General features: G+C 73.5%; 25 protein-coding genes. 16 read left to right on the forward strand and 9 right to left on the reverse strand.

Annotated elements, in window-relative coordinates:
- Nucleotides 1-93: 93 nt before the first annotated feature.
- Entirely contained in the window at nucleotides 94-1752 is a 1659-nt protein-coding gene (locus tag Q5530_RS10515; protein WP_415361972.1) for a hypothetical protein, read from the reverse strand.
- Nucleotides 1753-1770: 18 nt separating this feature from the next.
- A complete protein-coding gene (locus Q5530_RS10520) occupies nucleotides 1771-2277 on the reverse strand; it encodes a YbaB/EbfC family nucleoid-associated protein (RefSeq protein ID WP_415361973.1) in 507 nt (168 codons plus the stop codon).
- A gap of 428 nt (nucleotides 2278-2705) precedes the next feature.
- On the opposite strand from Q5530_RS10520, the gene Q5530_RS10525 reads away from it, so the two are divergent.
- From Q5530_RS10525 to Q5530_RS10550, 6 genes are all read left to right on the forward strand, one after another.
- Nucleotides 2706-3842, forward strand: a complete 1137-nt coding sequence (locus Q5530_RS10525; protein WP_415361974.1) for a BMP family lipoprotein — start codon at nucleotides 2706-2708, stop codon at nucleotides 3840-3842.
- A 100-nt stretch (nucleotides 3843-3942) separates the two neighbouring features.
- Nucleotides 3943-5562 (forward strand): ABC transporter ATP-binding protein, encoded by a 1620-nt coding sequence (locus tag Q5530_RS10530; RefSeq protein ID WP_415361975.1) that lies wholly within the window; start codon nucleotides 3943-3945, stop codon nucleotides 5560-5562.
- A complete protein-coding gene (locus Q5530_RS10535; RefSeq protein ID WP_380634788.1) occupies nucleotides 5562-6632 on the forward strand; it encodes an ABC transporter permease in 1071 nt (356 codons plus the stop codon). Before Q5530_RS10530 ends, Q5530_RS10535 begins: the two co-directional genes overlap by 1 nt.
- Before the next feature lie 11 nt (nucleotides 6633-6643).
- Nucleotides 6644-7894, forward strand: a complete 1251-nt coding sequence (locus Q5530_RS10540; RefSeq protein WP_380634787.1) for an ABC transporter permease — start codon at nucleotides 6644-6646, stop codon at nucleotides 7892-7894.
- On the forward strand, nucleotides 7887-8285 hold the full coding sequence (locus tag Q5530_RS10545) for a cytidine deaminase (RefSeq protein ID WP_415361976.1): 399 nt from the start codon (nucleotides 7887-7889) through the stop codon (nucleotides 8283-8285). Before Q5530_RS10540 ends, Q5530_RS10545 begins: the two co-directional genes overlap by 8 nt.
- Nucleotides 8282-9559, forward strand: a complete 1278-nt coding sequence (locus tag Q5530_RS10550) for a thymidine phosphorylase (protein ID WP_415361977.1) — start codon at nucleotides 8282-8284, stop codon at nucleotides 9557-9559. Before Q5530_RS10545 ends, Q5530_RS10550 begins: the two co-directional genes overlap by 4 nt.
- A 247-nt stretch (nucleotides 9560-9806) precedes the next feature.
- On the opposite strand, the gene Q5530_RS10555 is transcribed toward Q5530_RS10550, so the two are convergent.
- Entirely contained in the window at nucleotides 9807-11030 is a 1224-nt protein-coding gene (locus Q5530_RS10555; protein WP_415362086.1) for a hypothetical protein, read from the reverse strand.
- Between the two features lie 392 nt (nucleotides 11031-11422).
- Between Q5530_RS10555 and Q5530_RS10560 the strand changes: the two genes are divergently transcribed.
- Nucleotides 11423-12487, forward strand: a complete 1065-nt coding sequence (locus Q5530_RS10560) for an adenosine deaminase (RefSeq protein WP_415361978.1) — start codon at nucleotides 11423-11425, stop codon at nucleotides 12485-12487.
- A gap of 44 nt (nucleotides 12488-12531) precedes the next feature.
- On the opposite strand, the gene Q5530_RS10565 is transcribed toward Q5530_RS10560, so the two are convergent.
- From Q5530_RS10565 to Q5530_RS10585, 5 genes are all read right to left on the reverse strand, one after another.
- Nucleotides 12532-13749 carry a primosomal protein gene (locus Q5530_RS10565; RefSeq protein ID WP_415361979.1) on the reverse strand — a complete coding sequence of 406 codons (1218 nt, stop codon included), beginning with the start codon at nucleotides 13747-13749 and terminating at the stop codon, nucleotides 12532-12534.
- Between the two features lie 65 nt (nucleotides 13750-13814).
- On the reverse strand, nucleotides 13815-14333 hold the full coding sequence (locus Q5530_RS10570; protein WP_415361980.1) for a hypothetical protein: 519 nt from the start codon (nucleotides 14331-14333) through the stop codon (nucleotides 13815-13817).
- A complete protein-coding gene (locus Q5530_RS10575; protein WP_415361981.1) occupies nucleotides 14330-14704 on the reverse strand; it encodes a hypothetical protein in 375 nt (124 codons plus the stop codon). The genes Q5530_RS10570 and Q5530_RS10575 overlap by 4 nt, the downstream gene beginning before the upstream one ends.
- Nucleotides 14705-14708: 4 nt before the next feature.
- Nucleotides 14709-15869 (reverse strand): C40 family peptidase, encoded by a 1161-nt coding sequence (locus tag Q5530_RS10580; RefSeq protein WP_415361982.1) that lies wholly within the window; start codon nucleotides 15867-15869, stop codon nucleotides 14709-14711.
- Between the two features lies 1 nt (nucleotide 15870).
- Nucleotides 15871-16194, reverse strand: coding sequence for a type VII secretion target (locus Q5530_RS10585; RefSeq protein ID WP_415361983.1), 324 nt, complete (start codon nucleotides 16192-16194; stop codon nucleotides 15871-15873).
- A gap of 138 nt (nucleotides 16195-16332) precedes the next feature.
- Here Q5530_RS10585 and Q5530_RS10590 point away from each other — a divergent pair, with 138 nt between their 5' ends.
- The 9 genes from Q5530_RS10590 (at nucleotide 16333) to Q5530_RS10630 (ending at nucleotide 22846) form a co-directional block, all read left to right on the forward strand.
- Nucleotides 16333-16890 (forward strand): SMI1/KNR4 family protein, encoded by a 558-nt coding sequence (locus Q5530_RS10590; protein WP_415361984.1) that lies wholly within the window; start codon nucleotides 16333-16335, stop codon nucleotides 16888-16890.
- A 54-nt stretch (nucleotides 16891-16944) separates the two neighbouring features.
- Nucleotides 16945-17289: an SRPBCC family protein gene (locus Q5530_RS10595; RefSeq protein ID WP_415361985.1), complete on the forward strand. Its 345-nt coding sequence runs from the start codon at nucleotides 16945-16947 to the stop codon at nucleotides 17287-17289.
- 59 nt (nucleotides 17290-17348) lie between these two features.
- Nucleotides 17349-17885, forward strand: coding sequence for an RNA polymerase sigma factor (locus Q5530_RS10600; RefSeq protein ID WP_415361986.1), 537 nt, complete (start codon nucleotides 17349-17351; stop codon nucleotides 17883-17885).
- On the forward strand, nucleotides 17882-18661 hold the full coding sequence (locus tag Q5530_RS10605; protein WP_415361987.1) for a zf-HC2 domain-containing protein: 780 nt from the start codon (nucleotides 17882-17884) through the stop codon (nucleotides 18659-18661). Before Q5530_RS10600 ends, Q5530_RS10605 begins: the two co-directional genes overlap by 4 nt.
- A 15-nt stretch (nucleotides 18662-18676) precedes the next feature.
- Nucleotides 18677-19462: an ABC transporter ATP-binding protein gene (locus Q5530_RS10610; protein ID WP_415362087.1), complete on the forward strand. Its 786-nt coding sequence runs from the start codon at nucleotides 18677-18679 to the stop codon at nucleotides 19460-19462.
- Nucleotides 19459-20793: a hypothetical protein gene (locus Q5530_RS10615; RefSeq protein WP_415361988.1), complete on the forward strand. Its 1335-nt coding sequence runs from the start codon at nucleotides 19459-19461 to the stop codon at nucleotides 20791-20793. Before Q5530_RS10610 ends, Q5530_RS10615 begins: the two co-directional genes overlap by 4 nt.
- A 91-nt stretch (nucleotides 20794-20884) precedes the next feature.
- Nucleotides 20885-21451: a hypothetical protein gene (locus tag Q5530_RS10620; protein WP_415361989.1), complete on the forward strand. Its 567-nt coding sequence runs from the start codon at nucleotides 20885-20887 to the stop codon at nucleotides 21449-21451.
- 75 nt (nucleotides 21452-21526) lie between these two features.
- Entirely contained in the window at nucleotides 21527-22261 is a 735-nt protein-coding gene (locus Q5530_RS10625) for a class I SAM-dependent methyltransferase (protein WP_415361990.1), read from the forward strand.
- A gap of 153 nt (nucleotides 22262-22414) precedes the next feature.
- Nucleotides 22415-22846 carry a transposase gene (locus Q5530_RS10630; protein WP_415361991.1) on the forward strand — a complete coding sequence of 144 codons (432 nt, stop codon included), beginning with the start codon at nucleotides 22415-22417 and terminating at the stop codon, nucleotides 22844-22846.
- 156 nt (nucleotides 22847-23002) lie between these two features.
- On the opposite strand, the gene Q5530_RS10635 is transcribed toward Q5530_RS10630, so the two are convergent.
- Complete coding sequence (locus Q5530_RS10635; protein WP_415361992.1) at nucleotides 23003-23869, reverse strand: hypothetical protein; 867 nt, start codon at nucleotides 23867-23869, stop codon at nucleotides 23003-23005.
- Nucleotides 23870-23905 lie beyond the last annotated feature (36 nt).

Here is a 23905-nt window from a genome sequence, read left to right on the forward strand (position 1 = left end):
CGTCGGTGGCGCGGACGGGTTGCTGGAGGGGTTGCCCCCGGGGTTCGCGTCTGCGCCACCGCGCGCCATGGTTGCCTTCCCGAAATCCTGGACTTAGACGTTGACCGAGGGGCTCTGCGCGTCGGCGGACGACGGCTGCGAGTACTTCGACTCGTAAGCCTCGTAGCTCGACTTCGCCGCCTCGTTCGCGGCCTCCGCGTCGCGCACCGCCTGCTCCGCCTTGAGACCGGCCTCCTCGGCCTTGCGCGACGCCTCCTCGGCGGTCTTGATGTCCGCGTCGCTGCCGGACGCGAACGCCTTGGCGTTGGCCTCGGCGGCGGCCGCGTTGGCGGCCGAGGCGTCCACGTTCGCCTGCTCGTAGCGGGCGTTCGCCTCCTTGGCCGCGTCGTTCTTGCCGGACATGTCGTTCTCGGCGGCGGTGCGCCCGGGGTCGTCCTGGCCGGGGTTGTTGCGCTTGTGCTCCTCGTACGCGGCCTTGGCGGCCTCGTCGGCGGGCTTGGCCGCGGTCAGCGCGTCCTGGCTGGACCTGGCCGCGTCGGCGAGCTCGCGGCTCTCCTTCGCGGCGGTCTCCGCGGCCTCGGCGGCGTCGGCGCGGGCCAGGTCCGCCTCGGCCTTCGCCGTCTCGTACCTGGCCATCGCGGAGTTGTAGGCGGCCTGGTCGCCGCGCGCGGCGGCGGCGTTGGCCTCCTCGACGGCGGCACCGGCCCGGGTGTTGGCGTCACCGGCCTTCTGCGAGGCGGTGTTCAGCGCCTCGTTGGCCTTCGACGCCTCCTCGGCGGCCTTGTTCTCCGCCTCCTTGGCCTGGTTGTACTTCTCGTTCGCCGCGTTGGCCCTGTCGTTGGCCTCGGTGACCTTGTCGTTCGCCGCGTCCTCGGCCAGCGCGTCCTCGATCTTGCGGTCGACGCCCTTCTGCGCCTTCCAGGACTCGTAGCTGACCTCGGCCACGTCGGCGACGTTCTCGAACCGGTTCCAGCCCTTGCCGATCTTCTCGGTGATGTCGTCGAGGTTCTTGATCCGGCCCATCTGCCGGGCCAGCGCGGCGGTGAGGCGGGCGATCCGGGACGCGATGTTCACGCCCAGCGCCACCGCCTTGCCGATCGCGAAGCCGATGAACGCCGCGATCGAGGCGCCGAAGGTGAAGAACGCCGCCGCGGCCGCCGCGATCGCGCCCGCCAGCAGCGACCCGAGCAGCTGGGCGATCAGGTCGCGGACGATGTCGCGCAGCACCTGCACCAGCACGCCGCAGATGGCGACGATCTTCGCCTTCTGCTCGACCGCGTTGGCCAGCGAGTCCAGCTCCTGGCCCATGGTGTCCATGTTGGTCTTGAACGCCTCCGACGACGCGCCGCTCCACCCGTCGAAGGTGGCCAGGCCGCCGCGGTGGTCCTCGGCGAGCACGCGCAGCTCGGCGGCCCGCGCCTTGGTGGCCTCGACGTTGGCGTTGATGTCGTCGGGGTCACCCATGAGCATGTCGAGCGGCTCTTTGAGGAAGGTCACGTGCTCGATCAGCCAGCCGATGCCCGCGCCGAGGATCGTGCCGAACGGGTCCACCGCCAGCATGGCCATCGACGAGGCCGTGCCGATCGAGGCGAAGGTGATGTCCAGCGCCTTCTCGGTCTCGGTCTCGGCGTCCTTGCCGATGGTGGTGATCATCTCGTCCCACGCCGAGATGAACAGCGAGCCCTTGAACTTGTTCTCCTCGGTGATCTCCATCCCGGGAGGCGCGTCGATGGGGGTCTCGGGGGCGGTCATGGTCCTCGGCCTTCCTGGTCACCAGGGCTGGTTGTCGTCGTCCTCGTCGTCGGCCGGGCGCGAACCGCGCGCCGGCCGCGACGGCGGCCGTGCCTGCTGGGCGTGGAACGCCGGGGCGGGGCGCGCCGGCTCGGGTTCGGGCTCGGGTTCGGGCTCCGCGTAGTCGCGGTCTTCGGCCGCGGGCACGTCGTCGTCCGGGATGGCGTCGCTCACCATCCGCAACGCCTCGGTGCCCTCGCCGAGCGGCTCGAACGCGGCGAGCACCTTCTGCGCGGCCTGCTTCTGCGCGGCGCCGGCGGTCTGCATGATCAGCGCGGTGAGGCGGGCCGGGCCCAGGTCCGTGGCGCGGTGGCCGAGCTGGATGTTCACCAGGCCGCCGTTGGGGCCGACGGTGACGGTGACCGAGCCGTCCGGGCTGGACGCGGTGGCCTGGGAGTTCGCCAGGTTGTCCTGGAGGTCCGCCGACTTGCGCTGCAGGTCGGCCAGCTTGGCCTCGAAGTTGTCGAGCCACTGCTGGGGGTCCAAGGTCAACCTCCTGGGGTGGATACCGGTGCAGTGTGGGAGTCCACCCGGAGTCGCCAACGCCGGCCCAACGCGCCACCAACGGGCTAAACCTGCGGAGGTCCGAACCGCGACCCCGGCGGGGTGCCCCCGGCGCGGTGAAAAGCGGAAGCCGGGACCCCGCCGTTGGTCCCGACCTCCACCCGGGCCTACGAACGGACACCCCCGCCGGTTCAGCTTCTCACTCTCCGTGACCGGTTACGACACTTGGAAGTCGGAGGATCACCCCGAGTGGCGGTCCGGCGCGGGGGCACCAACGATTAGGTCACGTGCGGACCGGTACGTGCGCGGGTGTCATTACCAAGGGGTACGGTTCGCCACTCGGAACCCGACTACGCCGTCGGGGAAGTCTGCTCGCTGAGCAGGGAGGGAGACGAGCTGTGCGTCCTCGAATGCGTGGCCTCGCGGTGACCGCGATCGCGCTGACCAGCGTTCTGTCGATGGCCGCGTGTGCCAAGGACACCGGTGGGAGCAACACCGGCTCCGGGTCGGACAACGCCGAGGGGTGCAAGCTGGCCGCCAAGCCGCCTGCCGCCGCCGCGGCGACCTCCAGCGCCGCCGCTTCCGACGAGAAGATCGACGGCAGCGCCCTCAAGGTCGGCCTCGCCTACGACATCGGCGGCCGGGGTGACGCGTCGTTCAACGACTCCGCCGCGGCCGGGCTGGACAAGGCCAAGGCAGACTTCGGCATCAAGCCGGAGAACCTCAAGGAGCTGACCGCCGCCCCGAACGAGCCGGAGGACGCCAAGCTGACCCGCCTGCGCCAGCTGGCGAGCGAGGGCTACAACCCGATCATCGGGGTCGGCTTCGCCTACGCCGAGTCGCTGGGCGTCGTCGGGCCGGAGTTCCCGAACGTCAAGTTCGCCATCGTGGACGGCGCGGTCGAGGGCGCGACCAACGTCACCCCGCTGCTGTTCGCCGAGGAGCAGGGCTCCTTCCTGGCCGGCGTCATCGCCGCCTACCGGTCCAAGGCGTGCCACGTCGGCTTCGTCGGCGGCGTCGAGATCCCGCTGATCAAGAAGTTCGACGCGGGCTTCGAGCAGGGCGCCCAGGCCGCCGCGCCGGACATCAAGATCGAGCGCAAGTACCTGACCCCGGCCGGCGACTTCACCGGTTTCCAGGACCCGGCCAAGGGCCAGGAGGCCGCGACCGGCCAGATCGAGTCGGGCGCGGACGTGCTCTACCACGCGGCCGGCGCATCCGGCAAGGGCGTGTTCTCCGCGGCCAAGACGGGCAACGCCCTGGCCATCGGCGTCGACGCCGACCAGTACAACCAGACCACGGTCGCCGAGTCCAAGGACGTGATCATCTCGTCCATGCTCAAGCGGGTCGACGTCGCGGTGTACGACTTCGTCGGCGCGGTGGCCAAGAACGACCTGGCGAGCCTGCCGAAGGTCTTCGACCTGTCCGTCGACGGCGTGGGCTACTCCACCTCCGGCGGCAAGCTCGACGCCGACCTCCAGGCGGTGCTGGAGGGCTACAAGGCCCAGATCATCAAGGGCGAGATCAAGGTCAAGGACAGCCTGTAACCACATCCGGCCTCCGGCGCACTGGGCCCTGCGAGCACCCTCGCGGGGCCCAGTGCGTGGTCAGCCCCGGCCCCGCGGCCGGAGACGAGACGGAGCTTCCATGAGCACCACCACCCCCGCCGTCGTCCTGTCGGGCATCACCAAGCGCTTCCCGGGGGTCGTCGCCAACAGCGACGTCCACCTGAGCGTCCAGGCCGGCGAGGTGCACGCGCTGTGCGGCGAGAACGGCGCCGGCAAGTCCACCCTGATGAAGATCCTGTACGGGATGCAGCACCCCGACGAGGGCACCATCGAGGTGGGCGGCAGGCAGGTGCGGTTCCGCACCCCCGCCGACGCCATCAAGGCGGGCATCGGCATGGTCCACCAGCACTTCATGCTGGCCGACAACCTCACCGTGCAGGAGAACGTCGTGCTCGGCGCGGAGTCGCTGCACGGCATCGGCGGCCGGGCGCGCCGGCGGATCCAGGAGCTGGCGGGGTCGACCGGCCTGACCGTGGACCCGGACGTGCTGGTCGAGCGGCTCGGCGTGGCCGACCGGCAGCGGGTGGAGATCCTCAAGGTCCTCTACCGCGGCGCGCGCGTGATCATCCTGGACGAGCCGACCGCGGTGCTCGTGCCCCAGGAGGTGGACGAGCTGTTCGCCACCCTGCGCGGTATGCGGGAGCAGGGCTTCACGTTCCTGTTCATCTCGCACAAGCTCGACGAGGTGCGCGCCATCGCCGACTCGGTCACGGTGATCCGCCGCGGCACGACCGTGGGCACGGCCGACCCGAGGTCGGTGAGCTCGCGGGAGCTGGCCGAGATGATGGTCGGCAGCGAGCTGCCCAGCCCGGAGACCCGCGAGTCGACCGTGACCGACCGAGTGGTGCTGCGGGTGGAGAACCTGGGCCTGGTGGCCGAGGAGGGCACCAGGCCCGTCCTGGACCGCATCGACCTGGTGGTGCGCGCGGGCGAGGTCGTGGGCATCGCGGGCGTCGAGGGCAACGGGCAGACCGAGCTGGTCGAGACGATCATGGGGATCCGCCGGGCCCACCACGGCCGGGTGTCGCTGGGCGACCGCGACCTGAGCCGCGCGGGCACGCTGGCCCGGCGCGAGGCGGGCATCGGCTACGTGCCGGAGGACCGCCACCGGCAGGGGCTGCTGCTGACCCAGCCGCTGTGGGCGAACCGCATCCTGGGTTACCAGACGCGCCGGCCGACGGCGAGGGGCGCCTGGCTGGACCTGCCGGGCGCGAAGAAGGACACCGAGCGGATCGTCGCGGAGTTCGACGTCCGCACGCCGGGCATCGACGTGACCGCGGCCGCGCTGTCCGGCGGCAACCAGCAGAAGCTGGTGGTGGGGCGCGAGCTGTCCGGCGACCCGGTGCTGCTCATCGCCTCGCACCCGACGCGCGGCGTGGACGTGGGCGCGCAGGCGCTGATCTGGGAAGAGATCAAGAAGGCCCGCGCGCGCGGCCTGGCGGTGCTGCTGATCTCGGCGGACCTGGACGAGCTGATCGGTCTGTCGGACACCATCAAGGTGATGCTGCGCGGGCGGCTGGTGGCCGACGCGGACCCGGCGACGGTGACGCCCGAGGACCTGGGCAGCGCGATGACCGGCGCGGGTGCGGGAGCGGGTGTGAGTGCGGGCGCGGGCGCCGGCGCGGGTGGGACCGGGGACGTCCCCGGGGCCACCGCCGCGGGCGCGCCGAGGTCGGCCGCGGAAGTGGAAGGCGACTGATGGGAATTCTGCGCGGCAAACTGCTGCCGCCCGTGCTGGCGATCCTGTTCTCCGCCCTGCTGTGCGGCGTCGCGCTGCTCGTGTCGGGTGCGAACCCGCTGCGGGCCTTCGGCGCGATGGTGTCGCAGGTCGGTCAGGGCACCACCGCCGTGGACATCGTCAACAGCACGGGGACCTACTACATCGCGGCGCTGGCGGTGGCGATCGGGTTCCAGATGAACCTGTTCAACATCGGCGTCGAGGGCCAGTACCGGGTCGCGGCGGTCGTCGCGGCCGTGGTCGGCGGGTCCATCGTGCTGCCGCCCGGCATCCACGCGCTGGTGATCGTCCTGACGGCCGCGGTGGTCGGCGCCCTGTGGGCCGCGGTCCCGGCGGTGCTGAAGGTGACGCGGGGCGTCAACGAGGTCATCTCGACCATCATGATGAACGGGCTGGCGCTGGGCCTGGCCGCCTACCTGATCGGCGACGACGTCTTCGGCGAGCTGCGCGGCAACAACATCCGCACCCCGGAGATCCCGGAGAGCGGGTGGGTGCCCGGGATCTCGTTCGGGTCGTCCGGGACGGTGTTCGGCCTGGTCTTCCTGGCCGCGGCGCTGGGCGTCGGGTACTGGGTGATGATGAACCGGACCCGGTTCGGCTTCGAGCTGCGCGCGTCCGGCGAGTCCAGCACGGCGGCGGCCGCCGGTGGTGTGAGCGCCAAGAAGATGATCATGATCGCGATGCTGCTGTCCGGCGGCATCGCGGGTCTGGTGTCGATGCCCGAGATCCTCGGGCGCGACCACACCTACAACCTGAACTTCCCCGCGGGCATCGGCTTCTCCGGCATCGCGATCGCGCTGCTGGGGCGCAACCACCCCGGTGGCATCGCGTTCGGCGCGCTGCTGTGGGCGTTCCTGGACAAGTCGGGCCTCGCGCTGGACAACGTGGGCGTGCCGCGGGAGATCGTGACGATCATGCAGGGCGCGATCGTGCTGTCGGTCGTGGTCGCGTACGAGGTGGTTCGCCGGTTCGAGCTGGTCGCGCAGCAGCGCCGGGTCGGTCGGGAGCTCGGGACGGTGGGTGCCGCGTGAGTACTTCGTTGATGAATCCGTCCGAGGCCCCCGCGACCCTGCCGACGCCCCGGAAGAGCCGGAAGATCCCCGGGTGGGCCGTCGGCGCGCTGGGCGTCGCGGGCGCGGTGGTGCTGCTGTCGACGACCTCGTACCTGACGGGCGTGCCGCAGCTGACGTCCACCGGGACCATCCAGACGGCCGTGCGGCTGGCGCTGCCCATCCTGCTGGCCGCCCTCGGCGGTCTGTGGGCCGAGCGCGCGGGCGTGGTGAACATCGGCCTCGAAGGCATGATGATCATGGGCACGTGGGGCGCGGCCTGGGGCGGCTACCAGTGGGGGCCGTGGGCCGCGCTGGTGTCGGCCGCCGTGTTCGGCGCGCTGGGCGGGCTGCTGCACGCCATCGCGACCGTGACCTTCGGGGTGAACCACATCGTGTCCGGTGTGGCGATCAACCTGCTCGGGGCGGGGTTGACCAAGTACCTGTCCACGCTGATCTTCTTCCCGCTGTCGGACAACCCGCGCGAGTCGCCGGCGGTGCCCAAGTTCGACACCTACTCGGCGGCGGGGCTGTCGGACTGGCTCGGGAGGCTGGAGGACGAGCAGCGGGTCGGGCTGTCCGACGTCGCCGGCATCCTGCGCGGGCTGGTGACCGGCGTGTCGCCGCTGACCATGCTGGCCGTGCTGCTGGTGGTGGGCAGCTACCTGGTGCTGTGGCGGACCCGGTTCGGGCTGCGGCTGCGGTCGTGCGGCGAGAACCCGGTGGCGGCCGAGTCGCTGGGCGTGAACGTGTACCTCTACAAGTACGTCGCGGTGATCGGGTCGGGCGCGCTGGCCGGCATCGGCGGCGCGGCGCTGGTGCTCAACCCCGGTCAGCCCGGCTACCTGGAGGGCCAGACCAACGGGCGCGGGTTCATCGGCCTGGCGGCGCTGATCTTCGGCAACTGGCGGCCCGGTGGGCTGCTGGGCGGCGCGGCGCTGTTCGGTTACGCGGACGGGTTGCAGCTGCGGTCCGGCGGGGCCACGTTCCTGGCGCTGGTGTACGGCGCGGTGCTGCTGCTGGCCGTGATCGTGGTGTGGCAGCTGGTCCGGCGGCGGTGGTTCGCGGCGGCGATGGGCGTGGTCGCGGGTGGCGCGCTGTACGCGGTGTACTACTCGGTGGACGAGGTGCCGTCCGAGCTGACGACCTACGCGCCGCACCTGGTGACGTTGATCGTGCTGGCGGTGGCTTCGCAGCGGTTGCGGATGCCCGCGGCCGATGGCGTGGTGTACCGCCGTGGGTGAGGTCGCTGTTGTTGATTGGGTCGCGCTGCGGGAGCGGGCTGTCGAGGCCGCTCAGGCTGCTTATTGCCCGTACTCCGGGTTGCGGGTGGGTGCGGCGGCGGTCTGCTCGGACGGGCGGGTCGTGGTCGGGTGCAACGTCGAGAACGCCGCCTACGGGGTGGGGCTGTGCGCCGAGTGCACCCTGGCCGGTCAGTTCTTCCTGACCGGCGGGGGGCGGTTGGTGGCGTTGGCCTGCCGGAGCGGCGCGGGCGAGCTGCTCATGCCCTGCGGGCGGTGCCGGCAGATCATCTACGAGCTGGGCGGGGCCGGGTGCGAGGTGGACACGCCCTCGGGCGTGCTGCCGATGAGCGCCGTGCTGCCCGACGCGTTCGGACCGGAGGACCTGCCGTGAGCTACTCGGCCGTGGACGTGATCCGGGTCAAGCGGGACGGCGGCGCGCTGACCGACGCCCACATCGACTGGGTGGTCGACGCCTACACGCGCGGGCTGGTCGCGGACGAGCAGATGTCGGCGCTGGCCATGGCGATCTACCTCAACGGGATGGACGCCCGGGAGACGGCGCGCTGGACGCGGGCCATGGTGCGCTCCGGCGAGCGGTTGTCGCTCGACGTCGGGCGGCCCACCGTGGACAAGCACTCGACGGGCGGGGTGGGCGACAAGATCACCCTGCCGCTGGCGCCCCTGGTGGCGGCGTGCGGCGCGGCCGTTCCGCAGCTGTCGGGGCGCGGGCTCGGGCACACCGGCGGGACGCTGGACAAGCTGGAGTCCATCCCCGGGTGGCGGGCGCAGCTGTCCGTGGACGAGGTGCTGGCGCAGCTGCGCTCGGTGGGCGCGGTCGTGTGCGCGGCCACGGAGGGGTTGGCGCCCGCCGACCGGAAGCTCTACGCGCTGCGGGACGTGACGGGGACGGTCGAGTCCATCCCGCTGATCGCTTCGTCGATCATGTCGAAGAAGATCGCGGAGGGCGCTTCGGCGCTGGTGCTGGACGTGAAGGTCGGGTCCGGCGCGTTCATGAAGTCGCTGGAGCGGGCGCGGGAGCTGGCTTCGGCGCTCGTGTCGATCGGCGTGGACCACGGGGTGCGGGTGTCGGCGCTGCTGACGGACATGTCCGTGCCGCTGGGGCGCGCGGTGGGCAACGCGGTGGAGGTCGAGGAGTCGGTCGAGGTCCTGCGCGGTGGTGGGCCGGCCGACGTGGTCGAGCTGACCGTGGCGCTGGCGCGGGAGATGCTGTCGGCGGTGGGGCTCTCGTCGGTCGACCCGGGTGAGGTGCTGGCCTCGGGTGAGGCGTACGAGACCTGGGCCCGGATGATCCGGGCGCAGGGGGGTGATCCGGAGGCTCCGCTGCGCCGTGGGCGGCACAAGCACGTGGTGACGGCGGAGGCGGACGGGTACCTGGTCTCGCTGGACGCTTACGCGGTGGGGGTCGCGGCTTGGCGGTTGGGGGCCGGGCGGGCTCGCAAGGAGGACCCGGTGCAGGGTGGGGCTGGGGTGTTGTGCCTGGTCAAGCCTGGGGAGCCGGTTGTCGCCGGTCAGCCGCTGCTGGAGCTGTACACGGATTCGGGTGCTGCTGTGGACGGGGCTCTGGAGGCGTTGGACGGGGGTTGGTCGGTGGGTGAGGCGCCGGTGGCGCGTGGCCCTCTGGTGATCGACACCGTCCGCTCCTGATCGCAACCGGTCTCGTCGGCGTCTCGTGAACGCTCGCGCGAGTCGTACGTTCAGGCCGGGCGTGTCGTACGTTCAGGACCGGCGAGTTCAGTGTTCAGGACGCGCGAGTCGAACGTTCGGGACCATCGTGTCGAACGTTCGGGACGGGTGAGTTCTACGTTCAGGACGCCTGTGCAGTGGTGTTTTGGCCTGAGACAACGCGAAAGGCCCGGCCGCGTTGTGCGACCGGGCCCTTTTCGCTGCTGTCTCAGGCGCCTTCGGCGGTGAGGTCGTCGTCGTCCACGTTGCGGTTGTCCGTCTTCGGGCCGTTCTTGCGGGTGCGCCTCTGGGGGCGCGGGAGGGCGGTGGGCGGCGGGGGCGGGGTGGAGGCGCCGCCGCCCAGGATGAGTTCGGCGAAGGTCGCCATGGCCTCGTCCAGCTGGCCGCCGATGCGGAGCTCGGATTCCTGGTTGCTCCTGCGGACCATCGTGGCCAGGGCGTCGGCGTCCGGGCGGGAGGACAGGGTGTTGTCCACCTTGTTGATGCCCTGCTCGACCACGCCGGTCAGTTCGGCCAGGCGGGAGGCGAAGTCGTCCTCCACGGAGTCCAGGCGCGTGGTCATGGTGTCGAGGCGCGAGGTGACCTGCTCCAGGCGCTGGGCCAGGGCTTCGAGGCGGTCGGTGGCGTCGACGTGGTCGCGGGTCTCGTCCAGGGCCGCGTGCAGCGACTCGCGGGCCTCGTCGACCTTGCCGGTGATGGTGGAGCGGGTGTCGGCCAGTGCGCCGTGGAGGCCGTCGCGGGTTTCGGTCAGCGAGGTGTGCAGGCCGTTGCGCGTGTCGGTCAGGGCGCTGTGCAGGCCGTCGCGGGTGGTGTTGAGGTTGTCCCTGGTCTCGTCGAGGCGGCCGTGCAGGGCGTTGGTCGAGTCGGTGAGGGAGCGCTGGAGCGCCTCGCGGGTGCCGTCGAGGTGCTCGTGCACGCCCTCGTCCACCTCGTCGAGCCGGCTGCGCAGGGCCGCCTCCAGGACCTCCAGCCGCTCGCGCAGCGGCGCGGTGACGGCGCCCGGGACCTGGTCGACCTTGGTGTCCTGCTTGTCGAGGTGCAGTTCCAGGTCGTCGATGCGCTTGTGGATGTGGGAGAGCTTGTCCTCCAGGCCGTCCATGCGGCCCGCCACGCCCTCGAACCGGCCGGTCACGCCGTCGAGCCGGCCGTCGAGCTGGGCGAACGGCTTGGCCAGCTTGTCGACCAGGCCGTCGACGGCCCTCCCGATGCCCTGCACCGCGTTGTCCTGGGCCTCCAACCTGGAGAGCGCCTCGTCCAGCCGCTCGGCCAGCACGCTGACCTCGGTCCGGTCGGGCAGCTCGGACAGGCGCTTGCGAACGGAACCCAGCGATTCGAGCGGGGACATCCGCGCGTGGATCTCGTCCAGCGCGTCGAAGATCTGCTGCTGTTCGCTCTCACGGATCTCCGCGGCGCGCGTGAGCATGTTGCGCATCCGATCGAAGGACATCGTGGAGTTGTTGTTCTCGTTCACGGCTCGGTGCCTTCGTCCAGGGGAGGGGAGACCTCCGGGAGCCTAACCAGGTTGGGCCGGCGGTCTGTACCAGCCCCTGGGGGGGACCACCTCGGGTGTAGTCCGTTCGAGTTACGGGGGGTGACCCTACCCGAGGGTAACTGTGAGGGGGCCGGTGATGGTCCGCGGTGATCATCCACCGTGTGAGTGACCGAAGTTGGGGCCGTAGTAGCGGAAAGTTCTGCATCACGACTGGACAACGGCGGACGGAAGACCCGAACGAGTGGTTCTGCACACACTGTACGCCCAGTGTAGCGGAACATGATCGTTTCGGGGCGCCCGACCCGGCGTGTCGGCGGTATACCGTGGCGGCCATGCCGACCCCGCTTTCCCCGGAGGCCCTGCGCGGCGCGCCCAAGGTGCTGCTGCACGACCACCTCGACGGTGGCCTCCGCCCCCAGACGGTGATCGAACTCGCCGAAGCCCGCGGCCACCAGGGCCTGCCCACGACCGACCCCGTCGCCCTGGGCGCCTGGTTCCGCGACAACGCCGACTCCGGCTCGCTGGTCCGCTACCTGGAGGGCTTCGCCCACACCTGCGGCGTCATGCAGGACGAGGCGGCGCTGGTCCGGGTCGCCTCCGAGGCCGTCCAGGACCTGGCCGCCGACGGCGTGGTCTACGCCGAGATCCGCTACGCCCCCGAGCTGTTCACCGAGCGCGGCCTGAGCCTGGAGCAGGCGGTCGAGGCGGTGCAGGAGGGCTTCCGGCAGGGCGTGGCCGCCTCCGACGACCGGATCCGGGTCGGCGCGCTGCTGTGCGCCATGCGCCAGAACGACGGCTGGCAGCGCGTCGCCGACCTGGTCGTGCGCTACCGGGACGCGGGCGTGGTCGGCTTCGACATCGCGGGCCCCGAGGCCGGCTTCCCGCCGAGCCGGGAGCTGTCCACGTTCGAGTACCTGCGGCAGCAGAACGCCCACTTCACCATCCACGCGGCCGAGGGCGCGGGCGTCGAGTCGGCGTGGGAGGCCGTGCAGCTGGCGGGCGCGGAGCGCCTCGGGCACGGCGTGCGGCTGGCCGAGGACATCGACGGCGACCGGGTCGGCCCGCTCGCCGCGTACGTGCGGGACCGGCGGATCGCGCTGGAGATGTGCCCCACCTCGAACGTGCAGACGGGCGCGGTCGCCTCGCTGGCGGAGCACCCGATCCGGCGGATGCACGAGCTGGGCTTCCGGGTCACCCTCAACACCGACAACCGGCTGATGAGCGGCGTCTCGATGACCAGCGAGTTCGCCACGGCGGTCGAGCACTTCGGCTTCGGCTGGGGCGACCTGCGCACGTTCACCGTGAACGCCGCGAAGGCCGCGTTCCTGACGCACGACGAGCGCCGCGCCCTGATCCAGGACGTGGTCGAGCCCGCGTACGCGGCCCTGGAGAAGTGACGGAGGGGGGCGGTCCGGCCGGACCGCCCCCCTCCTTCTTCCGATCAGCGGACCGTGAGCCGGTCCTCGAACTGCGCCACGAGGGTGCGCCAGGCGGTGACCTCGTCGTCGAACGGCGCGCTCGGCGCCAGCCGCGTCGGGTCCGGCTTGAGCACGTAGTTCACCAGCCACCCGAGCCGCTCGGACCCGTTGAGCTGGACCTTCACCCCGTCGTCGCCGGCCCACTCGCCGGCGTCCTCCAGCAGCTCCACCGCGAGGTCGAGCTGCGTCGGGTCCACGGCGTCCGGCCCCTCGGAGATGTCCTCGTCCAGGCCGGTGAACACGTAGACGTTGTCCGGGTCGACCTCGACCTCCAGGTCGCCGCCGGTCGCCTTGGTGACCAGCTCGCCCCAGGTGGACACCTCGGCGAGGTCGTTGTCGTCGGCCTCGACGATGAACCGGGCCAGCGCGCGCGGCGAGCCGAACACGTCGATCCGGCCCTTGCGGCCCAGGAACACCGGCTGGTCGTCCAGGTAGCAGCGGAGCGTGTAGTACTCGCCCGCCCCGGTGATGATCTTGATCGGGTCGATGCCGACCTCGCCCCAGAACCCGACCGGCTCCTCGCCGTCGGACTCCTCGTCGCTGTCGTCGTCGACGACGCTCACCGCGGAGGCGTTGGCCTCCTCGAACGCGGCCAGCTCCTCCTGCGCCGACGCCAGCGCGGCCTCGTCGACGTCCGGCGCGGTCACGACCTCGTCGATCGCGTCCAGCACCTCGTCCCACTTCTCCGAGACGACCCGCGAGAGCTCCGTCCACAGCGCCTGGCCCTCGCGCCCGGTGAACGGCAGCGTGCCCTGCGGCAGCAGGGCGAAGCCCTCCGCCGAGTCCAGGACCTCGTGCACCTTCTCCAGGTCGCACACGTCCGCCAGCGACCGCACGATCGAGACCACGTCGGCCAGCTCGCCGATCACCCAGGTGTCGGGCTCCTCGGCGACCAGCTCCGGCACGCCCACCAGGTCGAACTGGTGGTTGTCGTCGGGCGACAGCTCACCGACCGTCAGCGCGGGCACCACGTGCCACGCCGGGTGGTCGGTCAGGTCGTGCTCCTCGGCCTTGCGCACGAACGCCGCGAGGTGCGCGGCGTCGGGGAAGGCGTACAGGTCCTCCTCGTGGCCGAGGAATGCCTCCCACTCCTCGCCCTCTTCCCGCCAGCGCGGTGCCCAGAGGGTGACGACATCACCCTGCGTGAGCCCCAGCTCGATCGGGACGATGTCCTGTGCCATCCGACCTCCCGGTCACGCCATGCCCCTTTGCCATGCGGGGGCAAGAGTACGGGGTCGATCACGGGCTACCGCCGTTGACCACGGAACGGGTCGGCGAAGTAGTCGTCGTCATCGTCGAACCCGGCCGGGGCGGGGCGGGGCGAGGGGCGTCGCGGGGGCTGCCCGGCCGCCCACGGCGGGGTGCCCTGAGCAGCTGGCGGGGTGGGTGGTGCGGGGTGCGGTGAAGGGTGCTGCGAGGGGTGCCGCCGGGTGTCTCGCAGGGGCTCTTGGGAGGCTCGGAGGGGTGGTGGGCCGGCGAACGCCTCGACCGCCGTGGCCAGGCCGTCGCCCAGCGCCTTGGCCAGCTCGTCGTAGCTGCGCTGCACCGCGGCCTCCGCCGCGAGCCGGGCGGTCTCCACGGTCAGCCGGCCGATCGCGTCCGGGCCCCGGGCGAGCGCGGCGGGGTGCAGGTCGAGCGACGTGAGCTCGCCGGTGGCGGTCGCGGTGGCGCGGGCCAGGCCGGTGGGGTGCTCGGCCGCGCCGACCACGCGGGCCAGCACGCCGGTCAGCGCCTCGGCGGCGGCGAGCCGCTCCTCCCGGCTCACCGCGGGCCGCGCAGGTACGGGCCGCCGAAGTCGTCGGTGTCGGGACCGGGCTCGAACCCGAGCTCGGCCAGCGCCCGCAGCGTCGCCGGGTCGGCCACGCGCTCCAGCGAGCGGTGCGCCCGGCCGGCCGCGTCGCGGGACGCCGCCGCGGCCACGCGCACGATCTCGTCCGCCAGCGCCCGGGGGCCCATGGCGATCGCCGCCGGCGACACCCGGACCTCCTGGGGCGCGCCGCCGGGCGCCGCCACGACCGAGACCGCGCCGTCCGGGGACGACGCCCGCCCCCGCACCGGTCCGGTGCGCGCCAGGTGCTCCTCGACCCGCCGCCCGGTCTCCGCGACCCTCAGGGCCGCCCGTTCCGCCTCGTCCACGTCCTCAGCCCGTCGGTCGGTAGAAGCCCATGAAGGCCATGCCGATGTTGTCCGTGCGGATCGGGTTCACCTGCACCGGGTCGCCCGCCTCCACCATCTGCCCGTTGCCGATCACCATCGCCACGTGCCCGTCCCACACCACCAGGTCGCCGGGCAGCAGCTGGTCCGGGGGCACCGAGGCACCCATGGCCTGCGACGACGCGGGCCTCGGGAGGTCGAACCCCGCGCCCTGGTACGCCCACTGGGTCAGGCCGCTGCAGTCCGTGCCCTGCGGCGGGTTCGCGCCGCCCCAGACGTAGGGGGTGCCGAGCGCGGACAGCGCGTTGCGCACGGCCCGCGCGGCGGTCTCGTTGGGCGCCTCGGCGCTGCTGCCGTCGGGCAGGTTCACGCCCACGCCGGTGCCGGGCTGCGGCGGGACGGCCACCGGGAGGCGCGGGCCGACCGGGTCGCCGCCACCGCCGCCCCCGGAGCCGCTGCCACCGCCGGAGCCGGAGCCACCGCCGGAGCCGGAGCCGCCGGAGTTGCCGCCCGGCCCGGCGGGGGAGCTCCCGTTGCCGTTCGCGGAGGAGGTGGACGTCGTGCCGCCGCCCGGTTCCGCGCCCAGCGGGTCGCCCAGCCCGTCGAACGAGGGCCGCGGGAGGCCCTGGAGCCGGGTGACCGCGTCGGCCAGCTCGGCGCGGACCCGGTCCAGCTCCCGGCCGGTCCTGCCCTCGTACTCGCGGGCCTTCGCGGTCACCTCCGCGGCCACCGCGAGCACCGCGCCCGTCCCGCCCAGCAGCGACGCGGCCACGGCCGCCGCCAGCCGGGGCCACGCCCAGCCGGTGAACTCGTCGACGAGCCCCTGGATCGCGGCCTTGCCGGAGTCCACCGCGGCCACCGCGTCGGACGCCGCCTGCTGCGTGGTCGTGGCGTTGCGCGCCAACGCGCCCACGCCGCCGGAGAAGGCGCTCACCCGCTGCTGGAACGCGTTCGCCCGGTCGCCGTACCAGGTGGCCAGGGCCGCGTTCGCCGCGCCGGTGTGCCTGCCGTCGACCTCGGTCAGGGCGGTCGCGGCCCGCCCGAACGCGTCCGCGGCGCGGGTGGCGCCGCCGGTGTCGCCCTCCAGCTTGGCCAAATGGTCCTTCATGGGCCGGACGAGGGCCGCCAGGAAACCGCCGACGTCCACGTCAGGTCCGGTACGCGCGGTCGAGGTCGGCGGCGTTGCCCGCCTCCTGCTCGGCGTAGGCGCGGCTCGCGTCCCGCGCCGACCCGGCGAGCCCGGACAGCGCCGCCGCGGCGGCCGCCGCACCGTCCACCTGGGCCTGTGCCGCGCGCTGGAACGCCGCGCCCAGCCCGACCTCGTCGCCGAGCGCGCCGAAGCTGCCCGCCGTCACGGAGGTCGTGCCCGCCAGCGTCGACGTGCCGACCGCGCCGACCTCCTCCGACAACCCGGCCGCCGCGCTGCCGTACGCCGACAGCGCGGCGGTGTCGACGTCGAAACCCCGTTCCACCCCTGGCCCTCCATCGCGTTCTCCCGGGCCGGGATCCTGCCCCATCCGGCGGCCTGGCGTGCGCCGATCCGGCAGACCGTGCCCCGATGGGCGGTACCTGGCACGCCCGTACCAGGTGATCATGGGGAGGTGGGTGTTTTGCGCCATTGGGACAGGATCGTGGCGTGGCTCGACGAGCACGCCCCCTTGACCGCGGAGGCGTTCGTGCCGCCGGAGGACGATTCCGCCGTCGAGGCGCTGGAGGTCGCGACCGGCCTGGCGCCGCCCGGTGACCTGCGCGCGTGGTGGTCGGTCTGCGGCGGCACCGCCGACCTGGCCTACGCCGAGGTGCTGCCGCCCTTCTACACGCCGCTGGGCCCGTCCGACGCGCTGCGCTCGTGGCGGCTGAAGCGGCGCTTCTGGCCCGCGGACCCGGACAGCGAGGCGGGCTCGCCGACGGTCGGCTTCCACCCGCGGTGGCTGCCGATAGCGTTCGACGGGTGCGGTGACGCGCTGGCGCTGGACCTGCGGCCGGGCGTGCTGTCGGGGTGCGTGGTGGAGTGGGACCGCGAGGCGGGCGGGATGGTCAAGCCCGAGTGGACCGGGCTGGACGAGATGCTGGACCGGATCGCCACGGCGCTGGAGCACCGCGGCCGGCTCGGGCACTGCGAGCCGCTGGTGAGCGCGGACGGCCGGCTGGGCTGGCGCACCGACTAGGTCACCCGACCGGTGGGGCCGTGCGTTCCGCCCGATCGCGGGTACCCGGTGGCCATGACCAGCTACGAGTACCGGGCCCCGGTCGACATGGCCGCCGATGAGCTGTTCGGGTTCATGGCGCGCCCGGAGAGCCTGCCCCAGCACCTGCCCGGCCTGGAGACGACGACGCCGGAGGTGGACACCGGGGGCCGCCGGATCTCCTGGGAGGAGGGCGGTTACCGGGGCGAGGTGGTGGTCGTCGACGACGGCCCCGGTCGCAGCCAGGTCGCGATCGCGGTGAAGACCGAGCACGGGGGCGACGTCCGGCGCGAGCTGGAGGAGGCGGTGGCCGCGCTGGCCCACCGGGCCACCGGCGAGGCCGAGTCGAGCGCCACCGCCGACGAGAACAGCTGGTACTGATGTGACGCACGTCACCTCCGGCTGAGAACCGTTCTCCGCGAGCGGGCGTCTTGCCGGGTGTGAACGAGGAGCAGTTGGTCCGCGCGGTGGCCCGCGGCGACCGCGCGGCCTTCGAGGAGCTCTACCGCCGCACGTCGCCGTGGCTCGCCGTGCGCCTGCGCCGCCGGTGCGCCGACGAGCAGGTCGTGGCCGAGGTGATGCAGGAGACCTACCTCGCGGTGTGGCGGGCGGCAGGGTCGTTCGCGGGCGCCGCGGTCGACGGCACGGCGGTCGGCTGGCTGTGGACGATCGCGGCCCGCAGGCTGGTCGACGCCTTCCGCCGCCGCGCCCACCACTCCCGCGCCCCCCTCGCCGGGGCGCTGCCCGAGCCGGCGCCCGCGCCCGCCGCCGAGGACGAGGTGCTGGCGGGCGCGCTGGGCGACCACGTCGGCGGCGCGCTGCGCGACCTCGCCCCCGAGCTGCGCCAGGTGCTCCAGGCGATGGTGCTCGACGGGCTGACCGTGCGCGAGACGGCCGTGCTGCTCGGGGTGCCCGAGGGCACCGTCAAGACCCGCGCCAGGCGGGCCCGGATCGCGATGCGGGAGGCACTGTCGTGAACGAGCACGCGTCCGTCGAGCTGATCACCCGCTACGCGGCGGGCGAGGACCTGCCCGCCGACCGGGTGTGGGCGGTCGAGGCGCACCTGGAGGGGTGCGAGCTGTGCCGGCTGCGGCTGGCCGACGTGGCACCGCCGCCGGTCGCCGCGCTGACCGCGGCCGTGTGGGCGGGGCTGGAGCCCACCGGGACCCCCGCGCCCGCGCGCCGGGGCCGGGCGCCGTGGGCGGCGCCGTCGCTGCTGCCGTGGCTCGGGATGACCACGTTCGTGGTGCTCACCGTCCTGTTCGTCGACTTCCTGGCGCCCCGGGACGAGGTGCCGTCCGTGCTGCTGCTGCTCGCGCCGGTGCTGCCGGTGCTGGGCGTCGCCGGGGCGTGGACGCGGGTGGTCGACCCCGCCTACGAGCTGGTGGCGTCGACCGCGCGGGCCGGGCTGGAACTGGTCCTGCGGCGGACGCTGGCCGTGCTCGTCGCGGTGCTGCCGCCGCTGCTGGTGGGCGGCTGGCTGACCGGCGCGTCACCCGCGTACTGGCTGCTGCCGAGCCTGGCCACCACCTCGGTGACGCTCGCGCTCGGCAGCGTGGTCGGGGTCGGCCGGGCCGCGGTCGCCACCACCGCCGCGTGGGCGGTGCTGGTGGTCGGCCCGGCGGTGCTCCTCGGCGGTGCGCCCGGTGTGCCCGGTGTGCTCGCGCCGGGCGCGGCGCCGGTCTGGGCGGCGGCGCTGGTCGGGGGCGCCGCCGCCGTGTTCTTCAGGTCCGCGTCCTACGCGCGGCTGTGACGGAGGGGAAGCATGGTGCGTGCGGTGGGCGCGGCGGAGGTCGCGCCAACGGGGTACGCCTGGCAGGTCCGGGCGGAGGGGTTGCGCGTGCGCGCGGGGCGGCGGATGGCCGTCGACGGGCTCGACCTGAGGCTGGGTCGCGGTGTGCACGGGCTGCTCGGGCCGAACGGCGCGGGCAAGACCACGCTGATCAGGTCGCTGGCGACGGTGCTGCGGCCCGCGTCGGGGACGCTGGAGGTGTTCGGCCGGTCGGTGTCCGGGCGGCTGGACCTGAGGGAGCCGCGGCGCGCCCTGGGCTACCTGCCGCAGGACTTCGGCTACTACAAGCGGTTCACCGTCCGCGAGTTCGTCGAGTACGTGGCGTGGCTCAAGGAGGTGCCGAAGCGGGACATCCCGGGTGCGGTGCAGCGCGCCGTCGAGCGCGTCGGCCTCGCCGACCGGGCCGACGACCGGCTCAAGACGCTGTCCGGCGGCATGGTGCGGCGGGCGGGCATCGCGCAGGCGATCGTCAACGACCCGGAGCTGCTGCTGCTCGACGAGCCCACGGCCGGGCTGGACCCGGGCCAGCGGGTGCGGTTCCGGGAGCTGGTGCAGGAACTGGGCGCGGACGCGTGCGTGGTGGTGTCGACGCACCTGGTGGAGGACGTCGCGGCGGCCTGCTCGGACGTGGTGCTGATCGCCGAGGGCAGGCTCGTGTTCCAGGGCACGCCCGCCGAGCTGGCCGCCGCGGGCGGACCGGACCACGTGGGCGACAGCCCGATCGAGCGCGGCTACTCGGCGCTGCTGGGTGGTGCCTGGTGAGGGTCCTGGGCATCGAGCTGCGCCGGACCTCGGCGCTGGTGGTCGGCCTGATCACGGTGGTGGTCATGCTCGGGATGCTGTCCTGGGGGCCGGCGACGAAGAACAGCACGGCGTGGACGCTCCAGTGGTCGTCGATGGCCGAGTGGACCCGGTTCACGCTGCTCTTCGCCTGGGCGCCGGTGGTGGGCGCGGGCGCGCTGCTGGGGCTGCGGGACCGGCGGTCCGGGGTGGACGAGCTGTTCGACTCCACGCCGCGGCCGCGCGTGCAGCGGGTGCTGCGCACGCTGGCCGCGTGGGGCCTGGCGCTGGGCGCCGCGTACGCGGTGGTGCTCGTGGTCGGGGCGGTGCTGGTGCGGTCCGACCACTTCCACTGGGGCTGGCTTCCGGTGGCGCTGGTGGGGGTGCTCGCGCTGGTGGCCGCGGCGTGGCTGGGCATGGGCCTGGGGCGGCTGGTGCCCTCGCCGCTGACGCCGCCGGTGGTGGCGGTGGCCGCGTTCGCGCTGGTGGCGCTGTCCCTGCGGCCGGAGGGGGAGGGGATCCGGTGGACGCTGCTGGCGCCGGCCGTGCCCTCGCCGCGCAGCGTATACGCGCACGTCGCCGGTGCGGTGAGCCTGGGGCAGGCGGTGTGGTTCACCGGGCTGGCGCTGACCGGGTTCCTGCTGGTCGCGCTGCGGCGGCGGTGGCCCGCGGTGCTGCCGGCGCTGGTGGCGGGCGCGGTGGCGGTGCCGCTGCTGCCCGCGACGCCGGCGGGCGCGCTGTCACCCGACCCGGTGGCCGCCGAGCTGGTGTGCGCGGACGGGCTGTGCCTGACGCGGGCGCACGAGGGGGAGCGGGCGGCGTTGGCGGGCCCGGCGCGGGAGGCGTTGCGGGCGCTGGCGAAGCTGCCGTCACCGCCGGTGGAGGTGCGCGAGGCGGCGGCCGCGGTGCGGGTGGAGGCGCGCGGCCCGGACCCGACCGACGCGGTGTGGGTGCATCTGGACGAGCTCGTCTACTTCCGGTCGTCCGGTGCCGTGGCGCCCGAAGACCTGACCGACTGGCTGATCGCGGGTGCGGGGACGCGGACCTGCTACGGCGAGTACGTGCCGGAGGAGGTCGCGCGGGAGGTCGCGTTCCGCTCCGTCGCCGCGGCCTGGCTGACCGGTGAGCTGAAGCCGCTGCCGGTGTACCGGGTGTGGGTGGGGGAGGAGGCGGACGCCCTGAGCACCGCCGCCTGGGAGACCCTGCGGGCCCTGCCGGAGGCCGAGCGGGCGGCGCGCGTGCAGGAGGCCCGCGAGGTGCAGGCGGCGTGCTCCGGCGACGCCCTGTCCGTCCTGACGGGAACCCCAAGATGACAAAAGCATCGCGAGTCGTACGTCCAGGACCACCGTGTCGTACGTCCAGGACCCCCGAGTTCACCGTTCGCGACCCCTCCGGCGGTGCGGCATGAGCCGGTGGCTGGTCCTCCACGCCCGCTCGCGCCAGGTGCCCGTCTCGCTGGCCGCCGCGGTCGTCGGCACCGGGCTGCTCGGCCTGTCGGCCCAGCCGGGCGGCGACCCGAGGGCGGCCGCGTTCGCCGCCGCCCTCGGCGTAGCCGCGGTCGCGGTCGGGCTCGGCGGGCACGACCGGGACCTCGACCGCACCGCCGCGTTCGGCTGGCCGCCGCGCCGGGCCGCGCACCTGCTGCTCGGCGCGGCGCTGGTCGCCCTGCTGCTGCCGGCCGTGGGCCTGGTGGCCGACCCGGTCGCGCCGGCCGCGGTCGTGCTGCGCGACGTGGTCGGCCTGGGCGGGCTGGCGGCGCTGGGCGCGTGCCTGTTCGGCTCGAACGCGGCGTGGTCGCCGCCCGTCTGCTGGGCGGGCCTCACGCTCGTCGTGCCGCCCGGCGAGGACTGGGTGGAACGCCTGCTGGCCTGGCCGGCGCAGCCGGCGGGCACGCCCTCGGCCACGGTGATCGCGTGCGTGCTCGGCGGTGCGGGTCTGGTGGCCTACAGCGCGTTCGGCTGCCGCCGCTGAGCCCCCGGCCCCGATAGGCTGCCCCTCCCGCGGTCGAGGACCGGGAGGCACGTGCCCATCGGCGGAAGGCGCACCATGAGCAGCCAGTTCGACCCGTTGGCGCGGGCGTACGAGGAGAGCTTCGACCTGCCCTGGCGCCGGCACCTGGAGGCCCACACGGTGCTGGAGCTGCTCGGCGACCTGCCCGGCCGGTCCGTGCTGGACATCGGTTGCGGCACCGGCCACTACTGCCGGTCGATCAAGCGCGCCGGGGCCGCGCGGGTGGTGGGCTACGACATCTCCGAGGGGATGCTCACCCACGCGCGGGCCCGCGAGGAGACCGAGGGCCTGGGCGTGGAGTACACGTCCGCGCCGCCACCGCGCGGCGCGTTCGACCTGGCGCTGGGCGTGTACGTGCTGCCCTACGCCGAGGACTACCCGTCGCTGGTGCGGTTGTGCTCGATCGCGGCCGACGCCCTGCGCGACGGCGGCCGGTTCGTCACGCTGCCGCTCAACCCGGACTACTCGCACGACGCCGACTACTACGGGCGGTACGGCATCCGGGTCTACGACGACGAGGTCCGCGCGGACGGCTCGAAGATCACGCTCCAGCTGGCGTTCGGCCCGCACGACCAGGTGATCACGGCCCGCCACTGGACCGGGGCCACCCTGGAGCGCGCCCTGACCGAGGCGGGGTTCACCGACATCGAGTGGCCCGGGTACGGCGTGTCGCCCGAGGGCGTCCGGGAGCACGGCGAGGAGTTCTGGTCCGCGTACCTGAGCCTCCCGCACGCCTCCGTGATCACCTGCCGCAAGGGCGCCGCGGGCTGAACCCGCGCCTCGTCGGGTGTCCACCGCGGACGGGCGGCAATGATCTTCGCCGCGGCCGAACGGGCGTTGCCGCTCGGCGGAATTCCCGCACCGCTCGTCGACACGGCGCGGCGGTGAGCTGTCTCACGTGGCCGTGCAGCAGAATGCCGGGCCGTGGCAGACGACCTGGTCGAGAGGTTGGTCCCGCCCGGCCTGTGGACCTTGGTCCAGCCGCGGATCCCGGGGTGGGAGGCGAGGAAGCAGGGCGGCGGCACGGGTCCGCGCGACGACCGCGCCTCCCTCGCCGCGGTGGTCTTCGTCCTCGTCACGGGGTGCGCGTGGCGGCACCTGCCCCCGGTCTTCGGCGTCTCCAAGGCGACCGCGCACCGGCGTTTCCGGCACTGGACGTCGGCCGGGCTGTGGACGTCCCTGACCGACGTCGCCCCCTCGGACCTGGGTGGGGACCGCGAGTTCGAGTGGCTGCGCACGATCGTCGGCGCGGCGGTGCGCCGAGCCGCGGCCGTGGACGACGGACCTGATCGGTCCGGCACAAGCCCGACCGCCACCGCCGGCCGGGGCCCGGAGGAGAGACAGCCCCCTCGATGATCGAATTCTCCGCGACGCCGACCCGCACCGGGTCGGCGCTCGACGTTCCGAGTCCGACACCGGAGAACCGAGGGAGGCGCCGTGCGAGGCGGGGACAAGACCGACGACGACTGAACACCGCGGAGCAGCGCCCTGGCCACCCGGCGCGGGCGCTGCTCACTTCAGGTCGAGCCGCACGCCGAAGCGGTGCTTGGCGGGCACCGAGCACGCGGTGAGCACCACGTGGACCCGGCCGCCGCGCCCCGTGCCCACCTCGACCCGGTAGCCGTCGTCGCCCTCGTCGAACCCCACGGGCTCGAAGTAGGCGTCCTCCCCGTCCGGCAGCACGATCTCGTAGCGCACCTCGTCCGCCTCGCGCGCGAAGTGCAGCACGAAGTCGTCGGGCCGCCTCCTGACCACCAGCGGCTCGCACATCCCCGGCCACCGGATGGCCATCTTGATGCGGACGTCGGCCCCTGCCCGCACCGGCGACGGCAGGTGCACCAGGACCTCCAGCCTGCCGTCGGCCCGCCAGGTCCGCGTCACGTCGCACCGCGGCCCGGGTTCGCCGTTGACCAGCTCGGTGCGCACGTCGCAGGCCACCGCGGAGCGCTGCTTCTCCGACTGCTCCCACGCGGGGCCGATGCGGAAGCGGAAGAAGTGGGCCGAGGCGTTCTCCACCCGCGCCCGCACCCCGATGGTCTCCTCCGCCCCGCCGCCTGCGTCGACCACCGTGACGTCGTCCCACTTCACGATGTGCAGCGGACCCCCGGTCATGCCCTGGATCTCGTTGCAGTAGCGGGCGACGAGCTTGCGGTGCAGCGCGAGCTCGGCCTCCCCGTGGTGGCGGCGGGCGACCAGCGTCACGAACGTCGCCAGCGCGGCCAGTGCGGCGATCACGACCGCGGCCGACTTGACCGCCGGCCCACCCAGCACCGCGCTGAGCACGGCGCCCAGCGACAGGACGGAGAGGCCGGCGTTGAGCAGGCCCGCCAGCCCCAGCCTGAGCACCTGTTGTTCGAACGACGAGACGACACCGCGCATCGGTCCTCCCCCGCCGCGGCGTCGCGCACGGGGTCA

Source organism: Saccharothrix sp. BKS2 (assembly GCF_047689505.1).
In the GTDB taxonomy this organism is placed as follows: domain Bacteria; phylum Actinomycetota; class Actinomycetes; order Mycobacteriales; family Pseudonocardiaceae; genus Actinosynnema; species Actinosynnema lopnurensis.

Coding starts and splice junctions, on each gene's coding strand:
- Q5530_RS10560 (WP_415361978.1), top strand. CDS start 11,423: ATGCCGACCCCGCTTTCCCCGGAGGCCCTGCGCGGCGCGCCCAAGGTG.
- Q5530_RS10515 (WP_415361972.1), bottom strand. CDS start 1,752: ATGACCGCCCCCGAGACCCCCATCGACGCGCCTCCCGGGATGGAGATC.
- Q5530_RS10620 (WP_415361989.1), top strand. CDS start 20,885: ATGAGCCGGTGGCTGGTCCTCCACGCCCGCTCGCGCCAGGTGCCCGTC.
- Q5530_RS10530 (WP_415361975.1), top strand. CDS start 3,943: ATGAGCACCACCACCCCCGCCGTCGTCCTGTCGGGCATCACCAAGCGC.
- Q5530_RS10595 (WP_415361985.1), top strand. CDS start 16,945: ATGACCAGCTACGAGTACCGGGCCCCGGTCGACATGGCCGCCGATGAG.
- Q5530_RS10625 (WP_415361990.1), top strand. CDS start 21,527: ATGAGCAGCCAGTTCGACCCGTTGGCGCGGGCGTACGAGGAGAGCTTC.
- Q5530_RS10635 (WP_415361992.1), bottom strand. CDS start 23,869: ATGCGCGGTGTCGTCTCGTCGTTCGAACAACAGGTGCTCAGGCTGGGG.
- Q5530_RS10555 (WP_415362086.1), bottom strand. CDS start 11,030: ATGCGCAACATGCTCACGCGCGCCGCGGAGATCCGTGAGAGCGAACAG.
- Q5530_RS10525 (WP_415361974.1), top strand. CDS start 2,706: ATGCGTGGCCTCGCGGTGACCGCGATCGCGCTGACCAGCGTTCTGTCG.
- Q5530_RS10565 (WP_415361979.1), bottom strand. CDS start 13,749: ATGGCACAGGACATCGTCCCGATCGAGCTGGGGCTCACGCAGGGTGAT.
- Q5530_RS10535 (WP_380634788.1), top strand. CDS start 5,562: ATGGGAATTCTGCGCGGCAAACTGCTGCCGCCCGTGCTGGCGATCCTG.
- Q5530_RS10540 (WP_380634787.1), top strand. CDS start 6,644: ATGAATCCGTCCGAGGCCCCCGCGACCCTGCCGACGCCCCGGAAGAGC.